The organism is Massilia aurea (assembly GCF_040790145.1).
Classification (GTDB): domain Bacteria; phylum Pseudomonadota; class Gammaproteobacteria; order Burkholderiales; family Burkholderiaceae_D; genus Telluria; species Telluria aurea_C.
The window spans coordinates 42615-61265 of sequence record NZ_JBFMMP010000021.1 but is presented as its reverse complement, the minus strand read 5'-3'; the positions used below and the strand labels follow the sequence as shown (position 1 = coordinate 61265).

General features: G+C 64.8%; 20 protein-coding genes. 6 read left to right on the top strand and 14 right to left on the bottom strand.

Annotated elements, in window-relative coordinates:
- Positions 1-244: 244 nt before the first annotated feature.
- On the bottom strand, positions 245-520 hold the full coding sequence (locus AB2N08_RS20865) for a HigA family addiction module antitoxin (RefSeq protein WP_367612823.1): 276 nt from the start codon (positions 518-520) through the stop codon (positions 245-247).
- Here AB2N08_RS20865 and AB2N08_RS20860 point away from each other — a divergent pair.
- Complete coding sequence (locus tag AB2N08_RS20860) at positions 510-716, top strand: hypothetical protein (protein WP_367612825.1); 207 nt, start codon at positions 510-512, stop codon at positions 714-716. The genes AB2N08_RS20865 and AB2N08_RS20860 overlap by 11 nt on opposite strands.
- Here the strand turns inward: AB2N08_RS20860 and AB2N08_RS20855 are convergent.
- The 8 genes from AB2N08_RS20855 to AB2N08_RS20820 all read right to left on the bottom strand — a co-directional run bounded on the left by AB2N08_RS20855 (position 648) and on the right by AB2N08_RS20820 (position 9593).
- Positions 648-1082 (bottom strand): STY0301 family protein, encoded by a 435-nt coding sequence (locus AB2N08_RS20855; protein WP_367612822.1) that lies wholly within the window; start codon positions 1080-1082, stop codon positions 648-650. The two genes, AB2N08_RS20860 and AB2N08_RS20855, sit on opposite strands and share 69 nt — an antisense overlap.
- A gap of 3 nt (positions 1083-1085) precedes the next feature.
- Positions 1086-1619 carry an Hcp family type VI secretion system effector gene (tssD, locus tag AB2N08_RS20850; RefSeq protein WP_367612821.1) on the bottom strand — a complete coding sequence of 178 codons (534 nt, stop codon included), beginning with the start codon at positions 1617-1619 and terminating at the stop codon, positions 1086-1088.
- Positions 1620-1840: 221 nt separating this feature from the next.
- Positions 1841-3454 carry a methyl-accepting chemotaxis protein gene (locus tag AB2N08_RS20845; RefSeq protein ID WP_367612820.1) on the bottom strand — a complete coding sequence of 538 codons (1614 nt, stop codon included), beginning with the start codon at positions 3452-3454 and terminating at the stop codon, positions 1841-1843.
- A 239-nt stretch (positions 3455-3693) separates the two neighbouring features.
- On the bottom strand, positions 3694-4659 hold the full coding sequence (locus AB2N08_RS20840; protein ID WP_367612819.1) for an ABC transporter permease: 966 nt from the start codon (positions 4657-4659) through the stop codon (positions 3694-3696).
- Between the two features lie 3 nt (positions 4660-4662).
- The gene (locus AB2N08_RS20835) at positions 4663-5760 is read right to left on the bottom strand and encodes an ABC transporter permease (protein ID WP_367612818.1); all 1098 of its coding nucleotides are present in this window, start codon (positions 5758-5760) and stop codon (positions 4663-4665) included.
- Positions 5757-7286: an ABC transporter ATP-binding protein gene (locus AB2N08_RS20830; RefSeq protein ID WP_367612817.1), complete on the bottom strand. Its 1530-nt coding sequence runs from the start codon at positions 7284-7286 to the stop codon at positions 5757-5759. The genes AB2N08_RS20835 and AB2N08_RS20830 overlap by 4 nt, the downstream gene beginning before the upstream one ends.
- Before the next feature lie 94 nt (positions 7287-7380).
- Positions 7381-8397: a BMP family lipoprotein gene (locus AB2N08_RS20825; protein WP_367612816.1), complete on the bottom strand. Its 1017-nt coding sequence runs from the start codon at positions 8395-8397 to the stop codon at positions 7381-7383.
- 245 nt (positions 8398-8642) lie between these two features.
- The gene (locus tag AB2N08_RS20820; protein ID WP_367612815.1) at positions 8643-9593 is read right to left on the bottom strand and encodes an alpha/beta hydrolase; all 951 of its coding nucleotides are present in this window, start codon (positions 9591-9593) and stop codon (positions 8643-8645) included.
- Between the two features lie 201 nt (positions 9594-9794).
- On the opposite strand from AB2N08_RS20820, the gene AB2N08_RS20815 reads away from it, so the two are divergent.
- The 4 genes from AB2N08_RS20815 to pcp all read left to right on the top strand — a co-directional run bounded on the left by AB2N08_RS20815 (position 9795) and on the right by pcp (position 12500).
- A complete protein-coding gene (locus AB2N08_RS20815) occupies positions 9795-10097 on the top strand; it encodes a YciI-like protein (protein WP_367612814.1) in 303 nt (100 codons plus the stop codon).
- A 66-nt stretch (positions 10098-10163) separates the two neighbouring features.
- Positions 10164-10880 (top strand): DUF969 domain-containing protein, encoded by a 717-nt coding sequence (locus AB2N08_RS20810; protein ID WP_367612813.1) that lies wholly within the window; start codon positions 10164-10166, stop codon positions 10878-10880.
- Positions 10877-11833 carry a DUF979 domain-containing protein gene (locus tag AB2N08_RS20805; protein ID WP_367612812.1) on the top strand — a complete coding sequence of 319 codons (957 nt, stop codon included), beginning with the start codon at positions 10877-10879 and terminating at the stop codon, positions 11831-11833. The genes AB2N08_RS20810 and AB2N08_RS20805 overlap by 4 nt, the downstream gene beginning before the upstream one ends.
- 13 nt (positions 11834-11846) lie before the next feature.
- Positions 11847-12500, top strand: a complete 654-nt coding sequence (pcp, locus tag AB2N08_RS20800) for a pyroglutamyl-peptidase I (RefSeq protein WP_367612811.1) — start codon at positions 11847-11849, stop codon at positions 12498-12500.
- 160 nt (positions 12501-12660) lie between these two features.
- Here the strand turns inward: pcp and AB2N08_RS20795 are convergent, their stop codons facing one another.
- The gene (locus AB2N08_RS20795; RefSeq protein WP_367612810.1) at positions 12661-13074 is read right to left on the bottom strand and encodes a DUF2141 domain-containing protein; all 414 of its coding nucleotides are present in this window, start codon (positions 13072-13074) and stop codon (positions 12661-12663) included.
- 143 nt (positions 13075-13217) lie between these two features.
- Here AB2N08_RS20795 and AB2N08_RS20790 point away from each other — a divergent pair, with 143 nt between their 5' ends.
- Positions 13218-13742: a sterol desaturase family protein gene (locus tag AB2N08_RS20790; protein ID WP_367612809.1), complete on the top strand. Its 525-nt coding sequence runs from the start codon at positions 13218-13220 to the stop codon at positions 13740-13742.
- Here AB2N08_RS20790 and crtB read toward each other — a convergent pair.
- From crtB to AB2N08_RS20770, 4 genes are read right to left on the bottom strand one after another with little or no spacing between them, the layout of a single operon-like run.
- Positions 13648-14643, bottom strand: coding sequence for a 15-cis-phytoene synthase CrtB (gene crtB / locus AB2N08_RS20785; protein WP_367612808.1), 996 nt, complete (start codon positions 14641-14643; stop codon positions 13648-13650). The genes AB2N08_RS20790 and crtB overlap by 95 nt on opposite strands.
- A complete protein-coding gene (locus AB2N08_RS20780) occupies positions 14640-16166 on the bottom strand; it encodes a phytoene desaturase (RefSeq protein WP_367612807.1) in 1527 nt (508 codons plus the stop codon). Before AB2N08_RS20780 ends, crtB begins: the two co-directional genes overlap by 4 nt.
- Entirely contained in the window at positions 16163-17347 is a 1185-nt protein-coding gene (crtY, locus tag AB2N08_RS20775; protein ID WP_367612806.1) for a lycopene beta-cyclase CrtY, read from the bottom strand. Before crtY ends, AB2N08_RS20780 begins: the two co-directional genes overlap by 4 nt.
- Entirely contained in the window at positions 17340-18641 is a 1302-nt protein-coding gene (locus AB2N08_RS20770) for a glycosyltransferase (RefSeq protein WP_367612805.1), read from the bottom strand. Before AB2N08_RS20770 ends, crtY begins: the two co-directional genes overlap by 8 nt.
- Between the last annotated feature and the right edge of the window lie 10 nt (positions 18642-18651).

The window sequence follows — 18651 nt, the reverse complement described above, 5'->3', positions numbered from 1 at the left end:
CTGCTCGAGGCCGGCTGCCGGGTGCAATGCATCGAGCACCCGCAGGCGCTGTGGCTGGTTCAACAAGCGCAGCTTGCTGAACCAGCCCGTGAATCGAGGCGCTTTCATGGACCGCTCCTGTCGATGGCAACAGGGGTTGGACTACGTAACAGCTCAGCGGTTCAGCTCTCGTCACTATTTAACGATAACAGCGCCTAAAAAAACGCCGGCTGGTCCGGCGTTCGGCGTTCGCGTCCTGTACCTCTTACGCTGCAATGCGTTCGACGTTAGTCCGTTTGATTTTCCCGGCCTGGTACAAATCGTATTGCAGCTGCATGCCCGCCCAGAGTTCAGGGCTCGTGCGAAGGGCGGTGCCGAGGCGATAAGCCATATCCGGCGACACGCCAGCCGCGCCATCGACGACACGTTGCAGGGTGACGCGGCTGACGCTTAGGCGTGAAGCCGCTTCGGTTACCGTCATGTCGCCCAGGTATTCCCGGATGACCTCTCCCGGATGGGGTGGGTTGTGCATGCGAGTCATTTTTGCTCCTGGAAAGTTAGTGGTAGTCGAGATAGTCAACGAGGATGGCGAGAAAACGCGTGCCCATTCACTCTTGATGACATCGGTTGTGCCAGCACAGACCTGGCAAGAGCTTGCCGGAGGTGATTTACAAGCAGTGGACCTCTATCTGGGCTTCACCGACGTGCTCGCCTTGCTTTCCTTTGACCGTACATGACTGGGTATCATCAGGAAGCCGCTTTGCCATGGAAACCTCGCCCAATGATCCGTAGTCGCACCTTAGCCATTTTCCTTCCGGATATCGGCCGTCAAGCGAGTAGCGCCGTGACCATCCTGCCTTTGTCTTTGTAGCAGTGTCTTCGCGAAGTATCCCTAGCCGTGCCGGTGGTCCATCGGCAGGCGCTGCACCACTCAGGTAAAGAGGCGACGACACGAATGGCTTCCACTCCTCGCCAGGCGCGAGGACATGCAAGGCAGCCTCAGAAATCGACTTGGGACACACATAAGCTTTTGGGGCTGCGTCGGCAACTGCCTGCAGAATCACGCCGAAGAGGGGGAAGAAAACTGCGTCTCGAAATCTCATGACTCACTCGATCACGAAGAATGCATCTGCATTGTTGGACGAATTGACGAAGTTTCCGTAGTTGTCAAAGTCCCACCCGCCAGCGGTAAGTCCCGCCGTCCCGCCACTTACCTTTTGCTGCGTGTATCGCCATTGGACCTTTGAGTACTTGAGGCTTACATGCTCGGAAAGGACATCGCCTTCAGACACTTCCGGTGCGACTTCGCCTATCAAGACATTGGCCAGCACGATGTCGAAATACTTGACCCTGGCACCAAGTCCATCCGCGCGAAAAAACTCGAGGCGGGCCGAAGGGATGGTTTTCCCCATGGAGCAGTATTGAAGAAGAATCGGTGTGGCGAGATCTGAGACTTTTCGCAGGGCAAGGCTTGAATGTTCGCACCGTTCAGCTGTATGGCCGCCAGCGGAGGGGCTTGTCGCAGATTTTGGCTGGCTGATCATCCAGTCAATCATCGAACATTCAATCCAGCCTGCGTGTTGACTGTCAGAAGATTCACCTTTGATTCCGTCCAGTTGCAGATACACATCTATCGCCATACTTCCTCCTTTTCGATTTTGTTCATTCTGAAGGTCGGAGATGTGTCGCGATCGAGGCGTCTCAACGATGAGCTTGTTACTGCAAAGGGCGGCATGTCAGTTACGGTAGATGCCTCGAGTGAAGAGCCCTGCAGCGCGTGACTGTGAAGATTAATCCAGTCACGCCATAAAAAAAACGCCGGGCGAACCCGGCGTTTTCAACAGACAGACAAAGCCCCGCGTTACGCGGGTTCGCGCATCGTCAGCGCCGGCCGCGCCGCGCTTTTGAGCGTAGGCCGACCCTGCTGCGCTTCGAAGCGGAAGGTCGATACCAGCTGCGACAGCGCCTGCGCCTGCTCGCGCATCGACGTCGACGCGGCCGCCGCTTCCTCGACCAGCGCCGCGTTCTGCTGCGTCACCTGGTCCATTTGCGCGATCGCCTGGTTCACCTGCTCGATGCCGGCCGACTGCTCCTGGCTGGCCATGGCGATGCCCGACATGATGCTGGTGACGCGGCCGATACTGTCGACAATTTCCTGCATCGTCGCGCCGGCATCCGACACCAGGCGGCTGCCTTCCTCGACCTTGGCGCTCGAGTCGCCGATCAGGGTCTTGATCTCTTTCGCCGCTGCGGCCGAACGCTGGGCCAGGTTGCGCACTTCGGATGCGACGACCGCAAAGCCGCGACCCTGTTCGCCGGCGCGCGCAGCTTCCACCGCTGCATTCAGGGCCAGGATATTGGTCTGGAACGCGATGCCGTCGATGACGCCGATGATGTCGACGATCTTCTTCGACGACGTGGTGATTGCGTCCATCGTCTGCACGACGCGGCCGACGGTGTCGCCGCCACGGCCAGCCACTTGCGAGGCGTTCTGCGCCAGCGTGTTGGCTTCGCGGGCGTTGTCGGCGTTCTGGCGCACGGTCGAGGTCAGCTCTTCCATCGAGGACGCCGTCTCTTCCAGCGCGCCGGCCTGCTGCTCGGTACGGGCGGACAGTTCGAGGTTGCCGGCCGAGATCTGGTCGGCCGCTTCGGAAATCGTTTCGGTGCCGCTGCGCACCTGGCTGACGATGCCGACCAGGTTGTCGTTCATGTCCTTGAGGGCGCCCATCAGCGCGCCGGTTTCGTTGTTGCCCTGGACGACGATATGGCTGCTCAGGTCACCGGTGGCCACGGTTTGCGCCACTAGCACGGCTTCGCCGAGCGGGGTGGTGATGCGACGGCCGATCCACCAGGCGAACAAGCCGCCGGCCACCAGCGCGATCGCGGCCAGCGTGACCTGCAGGTTCAGGCTGGTTGCAAAGCTTTCGTCGATCTGTACCGAATCGGCAGCCACGACGTCCTGCTGGAACTTGACGATCGCGCGCAGGCTCTCGATATACAACTGCACGCGCGGCAGCATGTCGGTATTGAGGAAGTTGCGCACCGCGTCGTCGTTGCCGGCGGCCTTCTGCGCCATCACGCTCTTGCGCGCATTGCGGTAGCCTTCGCGCTGCTCGTCGACCTTGGCGAACAATGCCATCGCGGTGGGGTTGCCGGCCAGGCTGGCGGTCAGCTCCTTGTGCAGCACGTCCGAACGCTTCGACGATTCGGTAATCGCGTCGAGGAAGTATTTTTCGTCCGCTGGATCGGCCATCTTGATCGCCGCGATGGTGCGCGCCGCATTGGTTTCGATGATGGCTTGCCACTCCTGCAGCATGGCCAGGCGGTGCATGCTCTCGCCGGTCAGTTTGTCGGTCAGGGCTTCCGCTTTCTGCATCTGGATCAGGCCGATGCCCACCAGCAGCAGCATGGCCGCGAGGATGGTGGCGAAGCCGCCGAGGATCAATGTGCGGATTTTAAGGTTTTGAAATGTCATGGCGTTCCGAGTCAGTGAATGCAGCATTCGCGGAAACGACGATAGTTTCCACGTGGAATGACATTCTCACAGATTCAGAACGGAAAATCCCGAAAAATTGTGCTATGCACAATTACTTCGAAGGATTGTGGCGTGATACTCACGCCTGCTGCGTAAACACGACCAGTAGTATTGTCCGATGTAAACCGGAAAATACGGTCCTGCCCGCAGCGGTAGCGGGCAGGATCAATACAAGCGCGTCAGCGTGACTTGACGAACGGCTTGCCCAGCGCTTTCGGCGCCACCGACTTGGCCATCAGGCCCGCCAGCACGACCACGGTGACAATGTACGGAATCATCTGGATCAGCGAGCCCGGGATACGGCCCACCACCGGCAGGTCGACGCCCTCGATCTGGATCTGCACCGCGGCGAAGAAGCCGAACATCATGCAGCCCAGCACCGTGTGCACCGGCCGCCAGTTGCCGAACACCAGCGCCGTCAGCGCCAGGTAGCCGGCGCCGGCCGACATGTCGCGCAAGAAGAAGCCGCTCTGGACGATCGACAGGTAGGCGCCCGAGAATGAGCACAGTACGCCGGCGATGATCATCGCCGTGTAGCGGGTGCGCTGGACCGAGATGCCGGCTGCGTCGGCCGCATGCGGGTTTTCGCCGCAGGCGCGCAGGCGCAGGCCGAAGCGGCTGTAGAACAGCACCCAGTGCACGATCGGGAGCAGGGCAAAGGCCAGGTACACCAGCACCGAATGCCCGCCAATCAGGCTGCCGTAGACCCAGCCGAGCACCGGGACATCGGCCACCATGTCAGTGCCGGGAAGGACCACGCTCGCCAGGCGCGCGTCGCCGAGGTCCGGCGTGCGCCCGCCCTGCTGGAAGAAGTACTGGGCCACGACGAACGTCAGGCCGCTCATGGCGATGTTGATGGCGATGCCGGCCACGAGCTGGTTGCCCTTTTGCGTGATCGAGACAAACGCCTGGATCAGCGCCAGCACGACCGAGGCGACGATGCCGGCGGCGATGCCGAGCCACGGGTCCTGGTAGGTGTAGGCCACGCCGGCCGAAACAAAGGCCGACGCGAGGATCTTGCCTTCGAGGCCGATGTCGACCACGCCGCTGCGCTCGGCGAACAGGCCGGCCATGGCCGCGAACATCAGCACCGGCGCGTTGCGGATGGTGGAGACGACGATACTGGCGAACTGGAAGTCTTCCATGGCTTATCCCTTGCGTGCGCTACGTGTAGCATTGATCAGCTTCAGAACCGCCGGCGCATACATGTTTTCCATGGCGCCGCAGAACAGGATGATCAGGCCCTGGATGAAAATGAAGGTCTCTTGCGGGATGTTCGGCTTTTCCAGCGACAGGTCGAACCCGCCCTGGATCAGCGCGCCGAACAGGATCGACGAGAGCAGGATGCCGATCGGGTGCTGGCGGCCCATCAGTGCAATGGCGATGCCGATGAAGCCCGCGCCGGCCGGGAAGTTCAGGCTCAGGTAGTGGGTCGAACCGAGGATCGAGTTCACCGCCGCCAGGCCGGCCAGGGCGCCCGAGATCAGCATCGCCACGATGATCGTGCGGCTGATGCGCACGCCCGCATAGTGCGCGGCGTGGGCGTTCAGGCCCGTGGCCTGCAGGCGGTAACCCCAGCTCGAACGCGATACCGCCACCCAGTAGACCACGAGCGCGATCAGCGCCAGGATGAAGGCCAGGTTCAACGGCGTGTTCTCGCCGAAGAACGGCAGCCAGGTCGAGAGCAGCGGGATCGCGGCGGCATCCGAGAACACGCGGCTGGCCGGGTTCTGGTCGCCCTCGGGGATCATGTACTTGACGATGATGAAGTTCATCAGGCCGGCGGCAATAAAGTTGAACATGATGGTCGTGACCACCACGTGACTGCCGCGTTTGGCCTGCAGGTAGCCGGGCAAGAAGGCCCAGGCCGCGCCAAAGACGGCGCTGGCCACGATCGCCAGCGGGATCAGCAGCCACGGCGAGAGCGTGGCGTCGAAGGCCAGCATCGCCAGGGTCAGACCCAGGCCGCCCAGGTACATCTGGCCTTCGGCGCCGATGTTGAAAAGGCCTGCCTTCATCGCGATCGACACCGCCAGGCCCGTAAAGACAAACGTCGATGCATAGAACAGCGTATAGCTCAGGCCTTCCGGATTGACGACGGCGCTGTTGACCAAAATTTGCAGCGACTCGGTCGGGCTCTCGCCCAGCAAATGGATCACGAGCGCCGCGACCAGCAGGGCAGATAGCAGATTCAGGACCGGCAGGACGAAGCCCGAGGCCCAGCGTGGGAGTTCAGTGGTTTTCATGATTTGTGCATCCCGCCCATCAACAGGCCAATGCGGGTGGTGTCGAATTCGTCGATCGGCAGTTCGCCGGTGATGCGCCCGCCCGACATCACGATGATGCGGTCAGCGAGCGCTCGCACTTCTTCCAGCTCGGTCGACACCAGCAGGATCGCCACGCCCTCGTCGCGCAAGCGCAGCAGCTGCGTGTGGATGCTCTCGATGGTGCCAATGTCCACGCCGCGCGTGGGCTGGCCGACCAGCAGCAATTTGGGCGACGCGGACACTTCGCGCGCGATCACGACCTTCTGCTGGTTGCCGCCCGAGAGCAGGCCGATGCGCACGTTCGGGTCTTTCGGACGCACATCAAAGGCTTCAAGCAAGTGGGCGCAGCGCTTGGCGATGGCGTCGAAGTCGAACAGGCCCAGGCCCTTGGTGACGCGGTCCTGGTAGCCGAACACGGTGTTCTGCATGACCGAGAAATCCTTGATCACGCCGTCACGCAGGCGGTCTTCCGGCACGTGGCCGATGCCCATGTCGCGCAGCACGGCCGGCAGGCCGTCGGCGTTCGAGCGGCCCGCGAAGGGCAGGGGCTGGCCGCCCAGCGCCACGGCGCCGGACGTCGGCAGGCGCATGCCCGACAGGATTTCCATCAACTCGCTCTGGCCGTTGCCCGACACGCCGGCAATGGCGACGATCTCGCCGGCGCGCACGTTCAGGGCGATGTCGCCCAGAAGCTGCACGCCGTTGGCATCCTTTAGTTGCAGGTTCTCGACCTGCAGCACCGGGGCGCCCGGCGCGTACGGCTTGCGCGGCAGGTTGCCTTCGATCGGGCGGCCCACCATCATATTGGCCAGCTGCTCCTTGCTGGTGTCGACGGTGGCGACGGCGCCGGCCAGGCGGCCCGCGCGCATCACGGTCACCTGGTCAGTGATATCCATGATCTCGCCCAGCTTGTGGGTGATCAGGATGATGGTCTTGCCCTGTTCCTTGAACAGCCGCAGGATGTCGAACAGCGACGCGATCTCTTGCGTGGTGAGCACGGCGGTCGGCTCGTCCAGGATCAGGATCTCGGCGCTGCGGTAGATCTGCTTGAGGATTTCGACGCGCTGCTGCGCGCCCACCGACAAGTCACTGATGACGGCCAGCGGATCGACGTCGAGATGGTAGCGCGCGCAAATTTCGCGCAGCTTTACTTCAATCTCGCGGCGTTTTTTCGACAGCTTGAAGGCGCCTTCGGCCCCGAGCATCACGTTGTCGAGCACCGTCATGTTCTCGACCAGCATGAAGTGCTGGTGCACCATGCCGATGCCGAGCGCGATGGCTTCCTGGCTCGAGCGGATCTGCTGCTCCTTGCCATTGATGACGAGCTGCCCGCTGTCGGCATGGTAGTAGCCGTACAGGATGCTCATCAGGGTGGATTTGCCGGCGCCATTCTCGCCGATCACACCATGGATCGAGCCCTTGGCGATCGAGAAGCTGACGTCGGCGTTCGCCTGCACCGGCCCGAAGGCCTTGCTTACGTTGCGAAATTCTACGGCTGGCTGCATTGCGATCCGTCGTAAAGATAGAGTGTTCTTATCATTCAAAAGCGCGCCGGGCCAGTATCAACTGGCGCGGCGCGCTTTCAATGGGAGTGAAAAATCAGACCGGGCAGGAGCTGCCGGCGCGGTAATCGATGACCTTGATCTTGCCGTTGATGATGTCCTGGCGCACGGCGTTCACGCGCTGTTCGATCGCTGGCGTGACCACCGCACGGTTGTCCTTGTCGAGCACCCAGTCGACGCCGCCTTCTTTCAGGCCCTTGTAGGTCACGCCTGATTTCCAGGTGCCCTTCTTGACGGCCATGAACGAGTCGTACACGGCCACGTCGACGCGCTTGACCATCGAGGTCAGCATCGTGCCCGGATGCAGGTAGTTCTGGTTCGAGTCGACGCCGACCGCAAGCTTGCCCTTGGTCTTGGCCATCTGCAGCGCGCCCATGCCGCTGCCGCCGGCCACGGCGAAGACCACGTCCACGCCGCGATCGAACTGCGCGCGCGCCAGTTCGCCGCCCTTGGCCGGATCGTTCCAGGCCGCGGCCGTGGTGCCGACCATGTTCTGGACGATCTCGACTTTCGGCGCCTGCGCCTTGGCGCCCTGGCCGTAGCCGCAGGCGAACGCGCGGATCAGCGGAATGTCCATGCCGCCGACGAAGCCGAGCTTCTTGGTCTTGGAGGCCATGGCCGCAGCGACGCCGACCAGGTACGAACCCTCTTGTTCCTTGAACATCACCGATTCGATGTTGGCGCCTTGCGCCACGCTGTCGATCAGGACGAAGCGCACGTTCGGGAACTCGCGGGCGACTTTTTGCACGGCCTGGGTTTGCGAGAAACCGATGGCGGCGATCAGGTCGACCTTCTTGCGCGCCAGGCCGCGCATGACCTGCTCGGCCTGGGTATCGCTATTGGCCTGGACTTCGAACACCTTCACGCCGGTCTCTTTCGAGAAGCGCTGCAGGCCTTCGAAGGCCGACTGGTTGAACGATTTGTCGAACTTGCCGCCCGCATCGTAGACCATGCCGAATTTCGGCGCGGCGATCGGTGCGGTCGACGGCGCTGCCAGCGCGCTGCCAGCGAGGCACATGGCCGCCACGGTGATGCTGAGTTGCTTGAATTTCATGGTTGAGCTCCTGGAATAGCGATATTGTACCCGCCGCATGCCTTGCGATGGGATCGGCCGTGCGATTGTCGCAGCCCGACGCTGTGCAAGTGGTTACGGTTTGTATCCGGGAGAGTCGTTCGGGCCAGGCTCACGCCCTTCGGGCACAAGCTGTCAAATATGCATCAAGCTGCAAGTTGATGACAAATACGATTTTACTTCCCAATTTATTCGCTGGAAATATAAGTGCTGACAACTTTCGGCAATTATTTTGCGGCGAGGGCCAATTCGGGCGCCGCCACGATCGCCGCCACGGTCGCTTCCACCGGTGGTTCTGCACTGGCCACCGCGCTGGCCACGGCGGCGGCGGCGGCCGGCGTGACGGGCGCGCTGAACTGGCGCGTGAGAAAACCCGCGATCATGGCCTGGGTCGATGCCAGGTAGGGGATGTTCATGTGGTCGGACTCGGGCACCACGTCGTCGGCCACCAGCGCGCCGAGCTTGGCCACGAGCAGGTCGGTGTGAAAGTGCGGCACCACGTCGTCGCTGGCGGCGCGCAGTACGTACGTCGGCGCCTTGAGCGCTGGCGCGTGCTTGATCGACTCGAAGCGGTCGCGCAGCATGTACTCGATCGGCATGACGCGGAAACGCCGCTTGGCGATGGCCAGGATCGAGTCGTACGGCGTGATCAGGACCACCGAGTGGGCGGGGCGTGCCTTGGCCACCTGCACCGCGACGCCCGAACCCAGGCTGCGGCCGACCACGGCGATGCGCTGCGGGTCGACCTGGCCGCGCGTGGCGAGCCAGTCGTACAGCAGGCAGCCGTCTTCGATCATGTGGATTTCGGCCGGGATGCCGTGCGAGTCGCCGTAGCCGCGGTAGTTCATCGCCAGCACGGTCATGTTGGGGAACAGCTTGCCGGCGTCGCGCACGACCCACGACACTTCTTCGGAGCGCCCGCCAAAGTACAGCACGGCCGGGCGCGGGCCGGGAATGTTCGGCGTCATCAGCCAGCCGGCCAGGCGCGTGCCATCCCTGGCGCGCAGGACGACTGGACGGGTGCGGTGGCCGCTCGAACGGGGGCTCTTGACTTCGCGCTCGAGCGTCGGATTGAACACCAGGCGGCGCTGGTTGGCCGCGACGGCAGCCGTCAGGCCCAGCCACACCATGCTGGCCAGGCCAGTGAGGCCTGCCGCCATTTTTTTCGAGGTATCCATGCCGACAAGTCTACGCCTGCTGCTTCATTTTGTTCTTAGAAGCATTCTTCTATGCCGACCGCAGGCCCTTGAATCGGCCAAGAAAGTTGTTTTAATCCAACATGGCGTACGCGCCATTCCGGACAGAATGCGCTCCCGGCTTCCGCGGCTTTCCGGTACGATCCGTGTATCCGGCCCACGCGCCACTCTCATGGAGTCTTCGTGCATTTCCTTCTGACGTATGAGCTTGCCCCCGATTATCTCGAACGCCGCGCCGAGTTTCGCGACGCACACCTGGCGCTGGCCTGGGAAGCGCAGGAACGCGGTGAGCTGATCCTTGCCGGCGCGATCGCCGAGCCGGCCGACACGGCCATCCTGGTATTCGATTGCGACACGGCCGAGCCGGCGCAGCTGTTCGCGGCGCGCGATCCGTATGTGCTCAATGGCCTCGTGCGCGCCTTCCACGTGCGCCAGTGGAATACGGTGGTCGGCGACCTGGCGACCAATCCCATCCGGCCGGGCTGACATTCGTGCCGGCGGGGCATGAACATCGGGTAAGATTGCCCGCGTTCATCAACGCCGGGGAATGCAATGCAAACTGCTGTCAATCTGTGGCCACTGCTCGGCGTGGCCGTCATCGTCGTGGGCTTTTTGCTGCGCGCCAATCCGGTGCTGGTCGCCGTCGCCGCCTGCGGCGTGACCGGCGTGGCCGCCGCCATGTCCGTCATGACGCTACTCGAGTCGCTGGGCGCCGCCTTTCTCAAGACCCGCAACCTGCCATTGATCCTGCTGCTGCCGCTGGCGGCCATCGGCCTGCTCGAGCGCTTCGGCCTGCGCGACCGCGCCCAGGCGGCCATCGGCAAGGTGCGCTCGGCCACTGCCGGGCGCCTCTTGATCGTCTACCTGTTCGCGCGCGAGAGCACGGCGGCGATGGGCCTGACCAGCCTGGGCGGCCATCCGACGATGGTGCGCCCGCTGGTGGCGCCGATGGCCGAAGCGGCCGCCGAAACCCAGCACGGCCCGCTGCCCGAGCGCGTGCGCCACCGCATCCGCGCGATGTCGGCCGCGACCGACAATATCGGCCTGTTCTTCGGTGAAGACATCTTTGTCGCGTTCGGCGCGATCGTCCTGATGCACACCATCCTGCAAGCCGAAGGCATCGAGGTCAATCCGCTGCACATTGCGCTGTGGGGCATCCCCACCGCGATCACGGCGTTCGTCATCCACGCGTGGAACCTGCGGCGTCTGGACGCCGAGATCGCGCGCGCCGTCGCGTTTGAACGTCAGCCCGATCGGGACGCCGCATGACGCTCAGCATCGATCACTTCTACATCCTCGTCGGCCTGCTGCTGGCGGGGGTGGCCATCATGAACCTGGTGGACCGCAGCAATCCGCGCCGCGTCACCACCGCCTTGTTCTGGGGGCTGTACGCGCTCTTGTACCTGGCCGGCGAAGCGATGCCGCCGGCGGCGGTGGGCGCGCTGATGATCGGCATGGCGCTGCTGGCCGGCTTCGGCGGCGTGAAGGCCGGCCAGCCCAACGCATTGGCGCCGGAAGCGCGCCAGGCCAGCGCCGCGCGCCTGGGTAATCGCCTGTTCATTCCGGCGCTGCTGCTGCCTCTGGTGACTGTCATCGGCGCGACGTTGCTGAAAGACGTAGAGCTGGGCGGCCTGCTGCTCCTCGACCCGGCGCACATCACCATCGTCAGCATGGGTTGCGGCGCGGTCGTGGCACTGATCGCCGCGTGCTGGCTTACGCGCGCTTCGCCGCTGCAGGGCGTGCGCGAGGCGCGCCGCCTGGTCGACGCCATGAGCTGGGCGGTCGTGCTGCCGCACATCCTGGCGGTGCTGGGATTGCTGTTCTCGGAGGCCGGCGTGGGCAAGGCGGTCGCGCACCTGACGACGACCTATATCGGGCTGGACTCGGCCTTTGTCGCGGTGGCCGTGTACTGCCTCGGCATGGCGCTGTTTACGATCGTGATGGGCAACGGCTTTGCGGCGTTTCCGGTCATGGCGGGCGGCGTGGGCATTCCCGTGCTGGTGGGCGTGTATGGCGCCAACCCGGCCGTGATGGCGGCCATCGGCATGTTCAGCGCGTATTGCGGTACATTGATGACACCGATGGCGGCCAACTTCAATATCGTGCCGGCGGCCTTGCTGGAACTGCCCGACAAGAACGCCGTGATCCGGGCCCAGATCCCGAGTGCGCTGCCGATCCTGGTGGCGAATATCTTCCTGCTCTACTTTTTGATGAATTTGTGATCGGGGTTGCACAATGATACAGACTGTCCTGCTCACCGGCTTCGAGCCGTTCAATGGCGCCACCATCAACCCGGCCTGGGAGGCCGTGCGGTCGCTGGAAGGCTGGCAGGGCGAACACTTCCAGGTCGAGGTGCGCCAGTTGCCGTGCATTTTCGGCGACGCCAATGAAGACCTGGCGGCGCTGATCGACGAGCTGCACCCCGATGTGGTGATTGCGGTCGGCCAGGCCGGCGGGCGGCCCGACATCTCGGTCGAGCGCGTCGCGATCAATGTCGACGATGCGTCGATCCTCGACAACGGCGGGCAGCAGCCGGTCGATGCGACCATCGCGCAAGACGGGCCGGCCGCGTATTTTTCGACGCTGCCGATCAAGGCGATCGTGCACGCGCTGCGCGATCGCCAGTTGCTTGCGTCTGTCTCGCAAACGGCCGGCACGTTCGTCTGCAACCATGTGTTCTATGGCTTGATGCACCACGCGGCAGCGCAGCCGCAGGCGATCAAGGCAGGCTTCATCCACGTGCCGTTCCTGCCCGAGCAGGCAGCCTTGCGGGAGGATGCACCACCGTCGATGGCGCTGGAGGACATCATTGCGGGGATCAAGCTGGCGGTGGAGGTGACGCTGGCCGTCGATGCCGACCTGCGCGAAGCAGGCGGCGCGACGCACTAATTCTTCACCACCACCCGTCAAACCGTCGTTCCAGCGAAGGCTGGAACCTAAGTCTCACGCGCTGCCACTGACGCATATGCTTGTGGTGACGCATGCAAACTTGGGTTCCCGCCTGCGCGGGAACGACGGTTCGGCGGGTGGTGGTGCTAACCGCGTTGCATTACCGCAGCTTGATCGTCGTCACCGCCTTCTCGTCACGCAGCTCGAACGCCGCATCCTCGAAGCTCGGCGGACCGAAACGCCCGCGCGCGTCGCGGCTGAACGCGTACGGCTCTTTCGGGATGCCCAGCACATTGCGGTCGAGCTTGCCGTTGTCGTTCTCGTCCTGATACGACAGCACGGCCCACGAACCGGCCGGCACGCCGTCGACGTTGACGACCGTCTCGCCGGCCCTGGCCGGGGCCGAACCCGAATACGCGCAGTCTTTCAGGAAGGTGTTCTTGTCGCACACGGCGACGAGCACCTTGCCCTTGGCCGTGACGCCCTGGACGCGCACTTCGATCGAGGCGGCCGAGGCGCTGGCGGTGGCGCAGAACGCTGCGGCGAGAACTACACTACGGTAAGTCGATTGCATTGAAACTCCAAAGGTTGAATTGATCGTGTAGCGTGTTTGACCGCCTGCCGGCCGCGCCGCGCTACCGTGCGCACCGGCCGTCATGATAGGCTGTCGGCATCTGCTCCCATGCCCGCCATTACCAACAAGGCGCTTACTTCATCATGCTGCTCAACGCGCTCATCGTCCTGGCCACCATCGCCTTCATGGAAGTGTTTTCCATCGTCGCGCACAAGTACATCATGCACGGCTTCGGCTGGGGCTGGCACCGCTCGCACCACGAGCCGCGCACCGGCTGGTTCGAAAAAAACGACCTGTACGCCGTGGTTTTCGCGGGCATCGCCATCGGCCTGATCTGGTTCGGCACGCGCGGCTACGGACGCCTCGAATGGATCGGCGCCGGCATGACCGGCTACGGCCTGTTGTACTTCATCGCCCACGACGGCCTGGTGCACCAGCGCTGGCCGTTCCGCTACGTGCCGCGCAGCGGCTACTTCAAGCGCCTGTACCAGGCCCACCGCATGCATCACGCGGTCGAGGGCAAGGAGGGCGCCGTGTCGTTCGGCTTCCTGTACGCGCCGCCCGTCACGAAACTCAAGCAGCAGTTGCAGGCGCAGCAGAACCAGCTGCGGGGTCCGCGCGGCCAGGGCGCTGCCACAGACCACGCCGCGCCGGCAGTGCGCGACTAGGCGCGAGGCGCGAGGCCAGCGCCTGCACGCCGCCCAGCGCGAGCAGGCGCAATTTGGTCGCCTTCGATGTTCCCACCCGCTCATCCCACGCGCGCGCACCGCGCCGTTTGACTTCCACACCGATCTGCCGATACACATTGCGCGCCGTGGCGATGGCCCACGCCGAGCGTAGCGGCAGCGCCGCCAGGCCGATCGACGCCGACGCGTAATACGGCTCTGCATGGTCCACCAGGCGCGCGGCCACCGTCGCCAGCGCCGCCCGGTGGCGCGGCAGCGCGACCAGGTCGGGCGGGATGCCGGCGTCGAGCAGCCAGTCGTCGGGCACGTAGCAGCGGCCAATGGCCGCATCGTCGATGATGTCGCGCGCGATATTCGTCAGCTGGAATGCCAGGCCCAGGTCGCAGGCGCGATCGAGCACCGCTTCGTCGCGAGCGCCCATGATCGACGCCATCATCAGGCCGACCACGCCGGCGACGTGGTAGCAGTAGCGCAGCGTGTCGTCGATCGTGCGATAGCGCGCCTCGTTGACGTCCATCGCGAAGCCGGCCAGGTGATCGTAGGCATAGCGCGGCGCGATCGAATGGCCCAGGGCCACTTCCTGGAATGCGGCAAAGGCCGGATCGCGCATCGGCTCGCCCTCGTAGGCGCGGCGGGTGCTGTCGTACAGGCGATCGAGCTCGAACGGCGCATCGTGCGACGCCTGGGCGATGGGGACGCTGGCAAAGCCCAGCTCCTGGCCGTCGACCACGTCGTCGCAATGGCGGCACCATGCGTACAGCATCAGCACGCTGCGCCGGGTGGCGGGCGGGAACAGTTTGGCCGCCGCCGCAAAGCTCTTGGACCCGACCTCGATGGTCTGGGTCGCGTGTTCCATCAGGTTCTGGTCGCCCTGCGCCGTCATCGCAGGCCTCCGGCATGGGCCCCGGCATTGACACCTTCGAGCATCAGGCCGGCCGTGGCCTTGGCTGAACCGATCACGCCCGGCACGCCCGCACCGGGATGGGTGCCGGCGCCGACCAGGTACAGGTTCGGCAGCTCGGCGTCGCGGTTGTGCGGGCGGAACCAGGCGCTTTGCGTCAGGATCGGCTCGAGCGAGAAGGCTGAACCGACGTGCGCATTGAGCTCGTCGCGGAAATCATGCGGCGTGAAGATGCGGCTCGTGACCAGCTGGCTGCGCAGCCCCGGCATATAGCGCTGCTCGAGGTAGTCGAAGATGCGGTCGCGGTAGCGCGGCCCTTCGACGTCCCAGTCGATCGGCGCATTGCCCAGGTGCGGCACGGGCGCCAGCACGTAATGGCTGCCGCAGCCCGGCGGCGCGAGCGACGGGTCGGTCACGCACGGCGCGTGCAGGTACAGCGAGAAATCGTCGGCCAGCTTGTCGCCCTTGAAGATCTCGTTGATCAGGCCCTTGTAGCGCGCGCCGAAGCAGACCGTGTGGTGCTGCAACTGCGCGTGGTGTTTATTCAGGCCGAAGTACAGCACGAACAGCGAATTGCTGAAGCGCTTCTTGCGCAGCGCCTCGCCCTGGCTGCTGCCACGACCGTGGTTGCTCAGCAGGTTGGCGTAGGTGTGCACGACGTCTGCGTTCGATGCCACCGCGTCGGCCGGGAACCAGCGGCCGTCTTCCAGCCGCACGCCGCTGGCCAGGTTGCCGACGGTTTCGATGCGCGCCACGGGGGCGTTCAGTTCGATCTGGCCGCCCATGTCCTGGAACAGGCGCACGAGGGCGTTCACCAGCGCGCCAGTGCCGCCGCGCGGGAACCACACGCCCCAGCGCCGTTCGAGCGCGTGGATCAGCGTGTAGATCGAGCTGGTGGCGAATGGATTGCCGCCTACCAGCAGCGAGTGGAACGAGAACGCCTGGCGCAGGTGCTCGTCCTTCACGAAGCGCGAGACCATGCTGTAGACGCTCTTCCAGGCCTCCAGGCGCGCCAGTTGCGGGCCGGCGTTGATCATGTCGCGAAACGACAGGAACGGCACGGCGCCCAGCTTCAGGTAACCCTCGTCGAACACCGCTTTCGAGTAGGCCAGAAAACGCTGGTAGCCGGCCACGTCGGCCGGATTGCGGGCGTGGATCTGGCGGTCGAGCGATTCCTGGTCGTTCGCGTAGTCGAAGAAGCTGCCGTCTTCCCAGCACAGGCGATAAAACGGCGCCACCGGCAGCATCTCGACGTAGTCGGCGATCTTCTTGCCGCACAGCGTGAACAGCTCTTCGATCGCGGTCGGATCGGTGATGACGGTGGGGCCGGCGTCGAACGTGAAGCCCTGGTCTTCATAGACATAGGCACGGCCGCCCGGCTTGTCGCGCTTTTCGAGCAGCGTGGTCTGCGTGCCGCCGGCCTGCAGCCGGATGGCCAGGGCCAGGCCACCGAAGCCGGCGCCGATCACGACGGCGCGCTTGGGTTCGATTTTCATCTGGTTCATTCGGAATTCCTGATCTGGTGAGGTTGTGTCTTGCGGACGGCGACGAATGCTTCCAGCACCGGCACCGGCGGCTTGCCGGTCAACAGGCGCGCCTTGTCGGCAAGCGTCAGGCGACCGGCGTAGAAGCGCGCAATCAGCGGCGCGGACAAGCGGTAGAAGCGCTGCATCACGCGCCAGCGATGGTCGGCGCTGCCGGCCAAAAACAGCATCCGGTTGAGCATGCGGAAAAAGCCCTGGCGCTGCCATTCGCCGCGCGCTTCGTCGCGGATCGCCGCGAATAGGGAAGGTGCAGCAAGATCGGGCAGGGCGGCGATGCGTTCGGCCAGGCGCACCGCGTGCGGCAGCGAATAGCCGGTGGTCGGGTGGAACAGGCCGGCGCGCAGGCCGACGCTCGGCTGGCCTTCAAGCTCATCCCAGAAGCGGTCGAAGTCGCCGGCCAGCACGATCGGCAGCGAACCTTGCTCTTCGCGCAGCACGTCGCGGATCTGCCAGCCGCGCCCTGCGGCGTAGGCGGCGATATTCGCGCGCAGGCGCTCTGGTTCCCACGCGGCGCTGTCGACGTAATGGGTGTCTTCGATCAGTACGCGGTCGGGCCCGAACGGCAGCAGGTAGACGAAGCGGTAGCCGCCTTGCTGGGCCACGCTGGCGTCCATGATCACGGGCTGGGTCAAGCCGTGCGGCGCGTGCAGGCGCACTTCCTGGCCGAGAAAAGTCTGGTAGCCGAGCGCCAGGTGGCGGCTGCCGCGGATGCCGCGCCCGTCGATGACGGCGTGTGCATGCAGGGTCTCGCCATCGTGCAGCAGCACGCTGGTGGGCGTGATTTCGGCGATGTGCACGCCGGTGCGCAGCAGCGGGCCGAGGGCCGCTTCGATCGTGCGTGCAAGATCGGGCGAGGCGATGCTGGCGTACCCGCCTGTGAGCGCGCGCGCGTGCTCGGGAAACACGACGTCATAGCCCGGCCAGCGATGCGACACCAGCGGCGCGATCCAGCGCCGCAGGGCCTCGGTCAGGTCGGTGTCGTGGAACGACCAGGTATGGTTGCCGCCCAGGTGCCGGCCCTGTTCGAGCAGCAGGATGCGCAATTCCGGGCGCTCGGTGTGCAGGCGCCACGCGATCAAGCTGTTGGCCAGGCCGCCGCCGACCAGGATCAGGTCGTGGCGCGTGCTGGTGCGATCATCCATGGCTGGCCAGCGCCGTCGGCAGGTTCAGTACGGTCTCGATGATGTCGGCCGCGCGCGGCGCGCCGCCAGCGGCGCGGATTTCATCGGCCAGCGGCGCCATGCGGGCGGCAAACGCCGGTTCATCGAGCAGGCGGCGCAGCTTGCGCGTCAGGTCGGCCACGCTGCTGATGCGCGGCGAGGCGCGCAAGCCCACGCCTGCATACTCGACGCGGGCCGCGCCGCCCGGATGGTCGAACGCAATCGGCAGCGCCAGGATCGGCGTGCGCGCGGCCACCGCTTCCATGATGGTGTTGGCGCCCGCATGCGAGACGATGGCGTCGGCGCGCGCGAGCACGGCCAGTTGCGGCACGTAGGCGTGCACGCGCGTGGTGCCGATGGCTTCCAACGCCCGCACCTGCGCGTCATTCAGGCCGCCGCAGTGGGCGATCAGCAGATCTGCGTCGAGCTTGCGGGAGGCCTTGGCGATCCGCTTGAACAGGCTGAAACGGTCGCTCACCAGCGTGCCGAGCGAGGCGTAGATGAACGGGCGCGTGCTGGCGGCCGCCGGCAGGAACGCCGCCAGCTCGTCGGGCGCCAGGACAGGTGCTGCATTCGCCGCGTGCAGCGGGCCGACATGGTGGAAGTGCGGCGGCAGCTCGCGGCGCGGAAAATCGAAGCCCGGCACGATCTGCGCGATCTGCGCCAGCGGCGACAGGCATTCGTGCAGCATGCCGCGCGGGGGCAAGCCAAGGCGTTCGGCCTGCGCCGCGATCGCGCGGTGGTGCGGGCCCATCATCCAGTCATACACGCGCGTGCTGCCTTCGACGATCTTGAAGGCGCGTTCGCTGTCTTCGTACACGAAGGGCATCACCGGCAGCGGGATGCCGGCCTCGCGGTTCACCGGCAAGGCACATGCGATCGAAATGAATGGCATGCCGAGGTGTTCGGCCACCAGGCCGCCGGCCGCTTCCATCTGGTCGGCCAGCAGGCAGTCGACACGCAGTTCTTTCAGTGCCGCTGGCAGTTCGCGGCACAGCATCCCGGTGCTGGCGGCCATGTCGAGGATCACGCGGCGCAAGCCGAGCGGGCTGCCGGGATTGGCCACGCGCGCGAGCATCGCGGGCAGCGAACCGGCCGGGTGGGTGGCTGCGCCGATGGCGTGAAAGCCGATGCGCGCGTCTTTTACATAGGCGGCGGCATCCGGGCGGTGGATGAATGTGACGCGGTGGCCGCGCGCGACGAGTTCGCGCGCCAGCACCATCAGCGTATTGAAGTGGCTATACAGGGCCGGAGCCACGACCGCGAAATGCGCCATGCGAGAGGGT

Coding starts and splice junctions, on each gene's coding strand:
- AB2N08_RS20835 (WP_367612818.1), bottom strand. CDS start 5,760: ATGAAAACCACTGAACTCCCACGCTGGGCCTCGGGCTTCGTCCTGCCG.
- pcp (WP_367612811.1), top strand. CDS start 11,847: ATGATACAGACTGTCCTGCTCACCGGCTTCGAGCCGTTCAATGGCGCC.
- AB2N08_RS20820 (WP_367612815.1), bottom strand. CDS start 9,593: ATGGATACCTCGAAAAAAATGGCGGCAGGCCTCACTGGCCTGGCCAGC.
- AB2N08_RS20810 (WP_367612813.1), top strand. CDS start 10,164: ATGCAAACTGCTGTCAATCTGTGGCCACTGCTCGGCGTGGCCGTCATC.
- AB2N08_RS20830 (WP_367612817.1), bottom strand. CDS start 7,286: ATGCAGCCAGCCGTAGAATTTCGCAACGTAAGCAAGGCCTTCGGGCCG.
- tssD (WP_367612821.1), bottom strand. CDS start 1,619: ATGGCGATAGATGTGTATCTGCAACTGGACGGAATCAAAGGTGAATCT.
- AB2N08_RS20825 (WP_367612816.1), bottom strand. CDS start 8,397: ATGAAATTCAAGCAACTCAGCATCACCGTGGCGGCCATGTGCCTCGCT.
- crtY (WP_367612806.1), bottom strand. CDS start 17,347: ATGGATGATCGCACCAGCACGCGCCACGACCTGATCCTGGTCGGCGGC.
- AB2N08_RS20840 (WP_367612819.1), bottom strand. CDS start 4,659: ATGGAAGACTTCCAGTTCGCCAGTATCGTCGTCTCCACCATCCGCAAC.
- AB2N08_RS20855 (WP_367612822.1), bottom strand. CDS start 1,082: ATGAGATTTCGAGACGCAGTTTTCTTCCCCCTCTTCGGCGTGATTCTG.
- AB2N08_RS20795 (WP_367612810.1), bottom strand. CDS start 13,074: ATGCAATCGACTTACCGTAGTGTAGTTCTCGCCGCAGCGTTCTGCGCC.
- crtB (WP_367612808.1), bottom strand. CDS start 14,643: ATGACGGCGCAGGGCGACCAGAACCTGATGGAACACGCGACCCAGACC.
- AB2N08_RS20790 (WP_367612809.1), top strand. CDS start 13,218: ATGCTGCTCAACGCGCTCATCGTCCTGGCCACCATCGCCTTCATGGAA.
- AB2N08_RS20860 (WP_367612825.1), top strand. CDS start 510: ATGCGAGTCATTTTTGCTCCTGGAAAGTTAGTGGTAGTCGAGATAGTC.
- AB2N08_RS20845 (WP_367612820.1), bottom strand. CDS start 3,454: ATGACATTTCAAAACCTTAAAATCCGCACATTGATCCTCGGCGGCTTC.
- AB2N08_RS20865 (WP_367612823.1), bottom strand. CDS start 520: ATGACTCGCATGCACAACCCACCCCATCCGGGAGAGGTCATCCGGGAA.
- AB2N08_RS20780 (WP_367612807.1), bottom strand. CDS start 16,166: ATGAACCAGATGAAAATCGAACCCAAGCGCGCCGTCGTGATCGGCGCC.
- AB2N08_RS20805 (WP_367612812.1), top strand. CDS start 10,877: ATGACGCTCAGCATCGATCACTTCTACATCCTCGTCGGCCTGCTGCTG.
- AB2N08_RS20770 (WP_367612805.1), bottom strand. CDS start 18,641: ATGGCGCATTTCGCGGTCGTGGCTCCGGCCCTGTATAGCCACTTCAAT.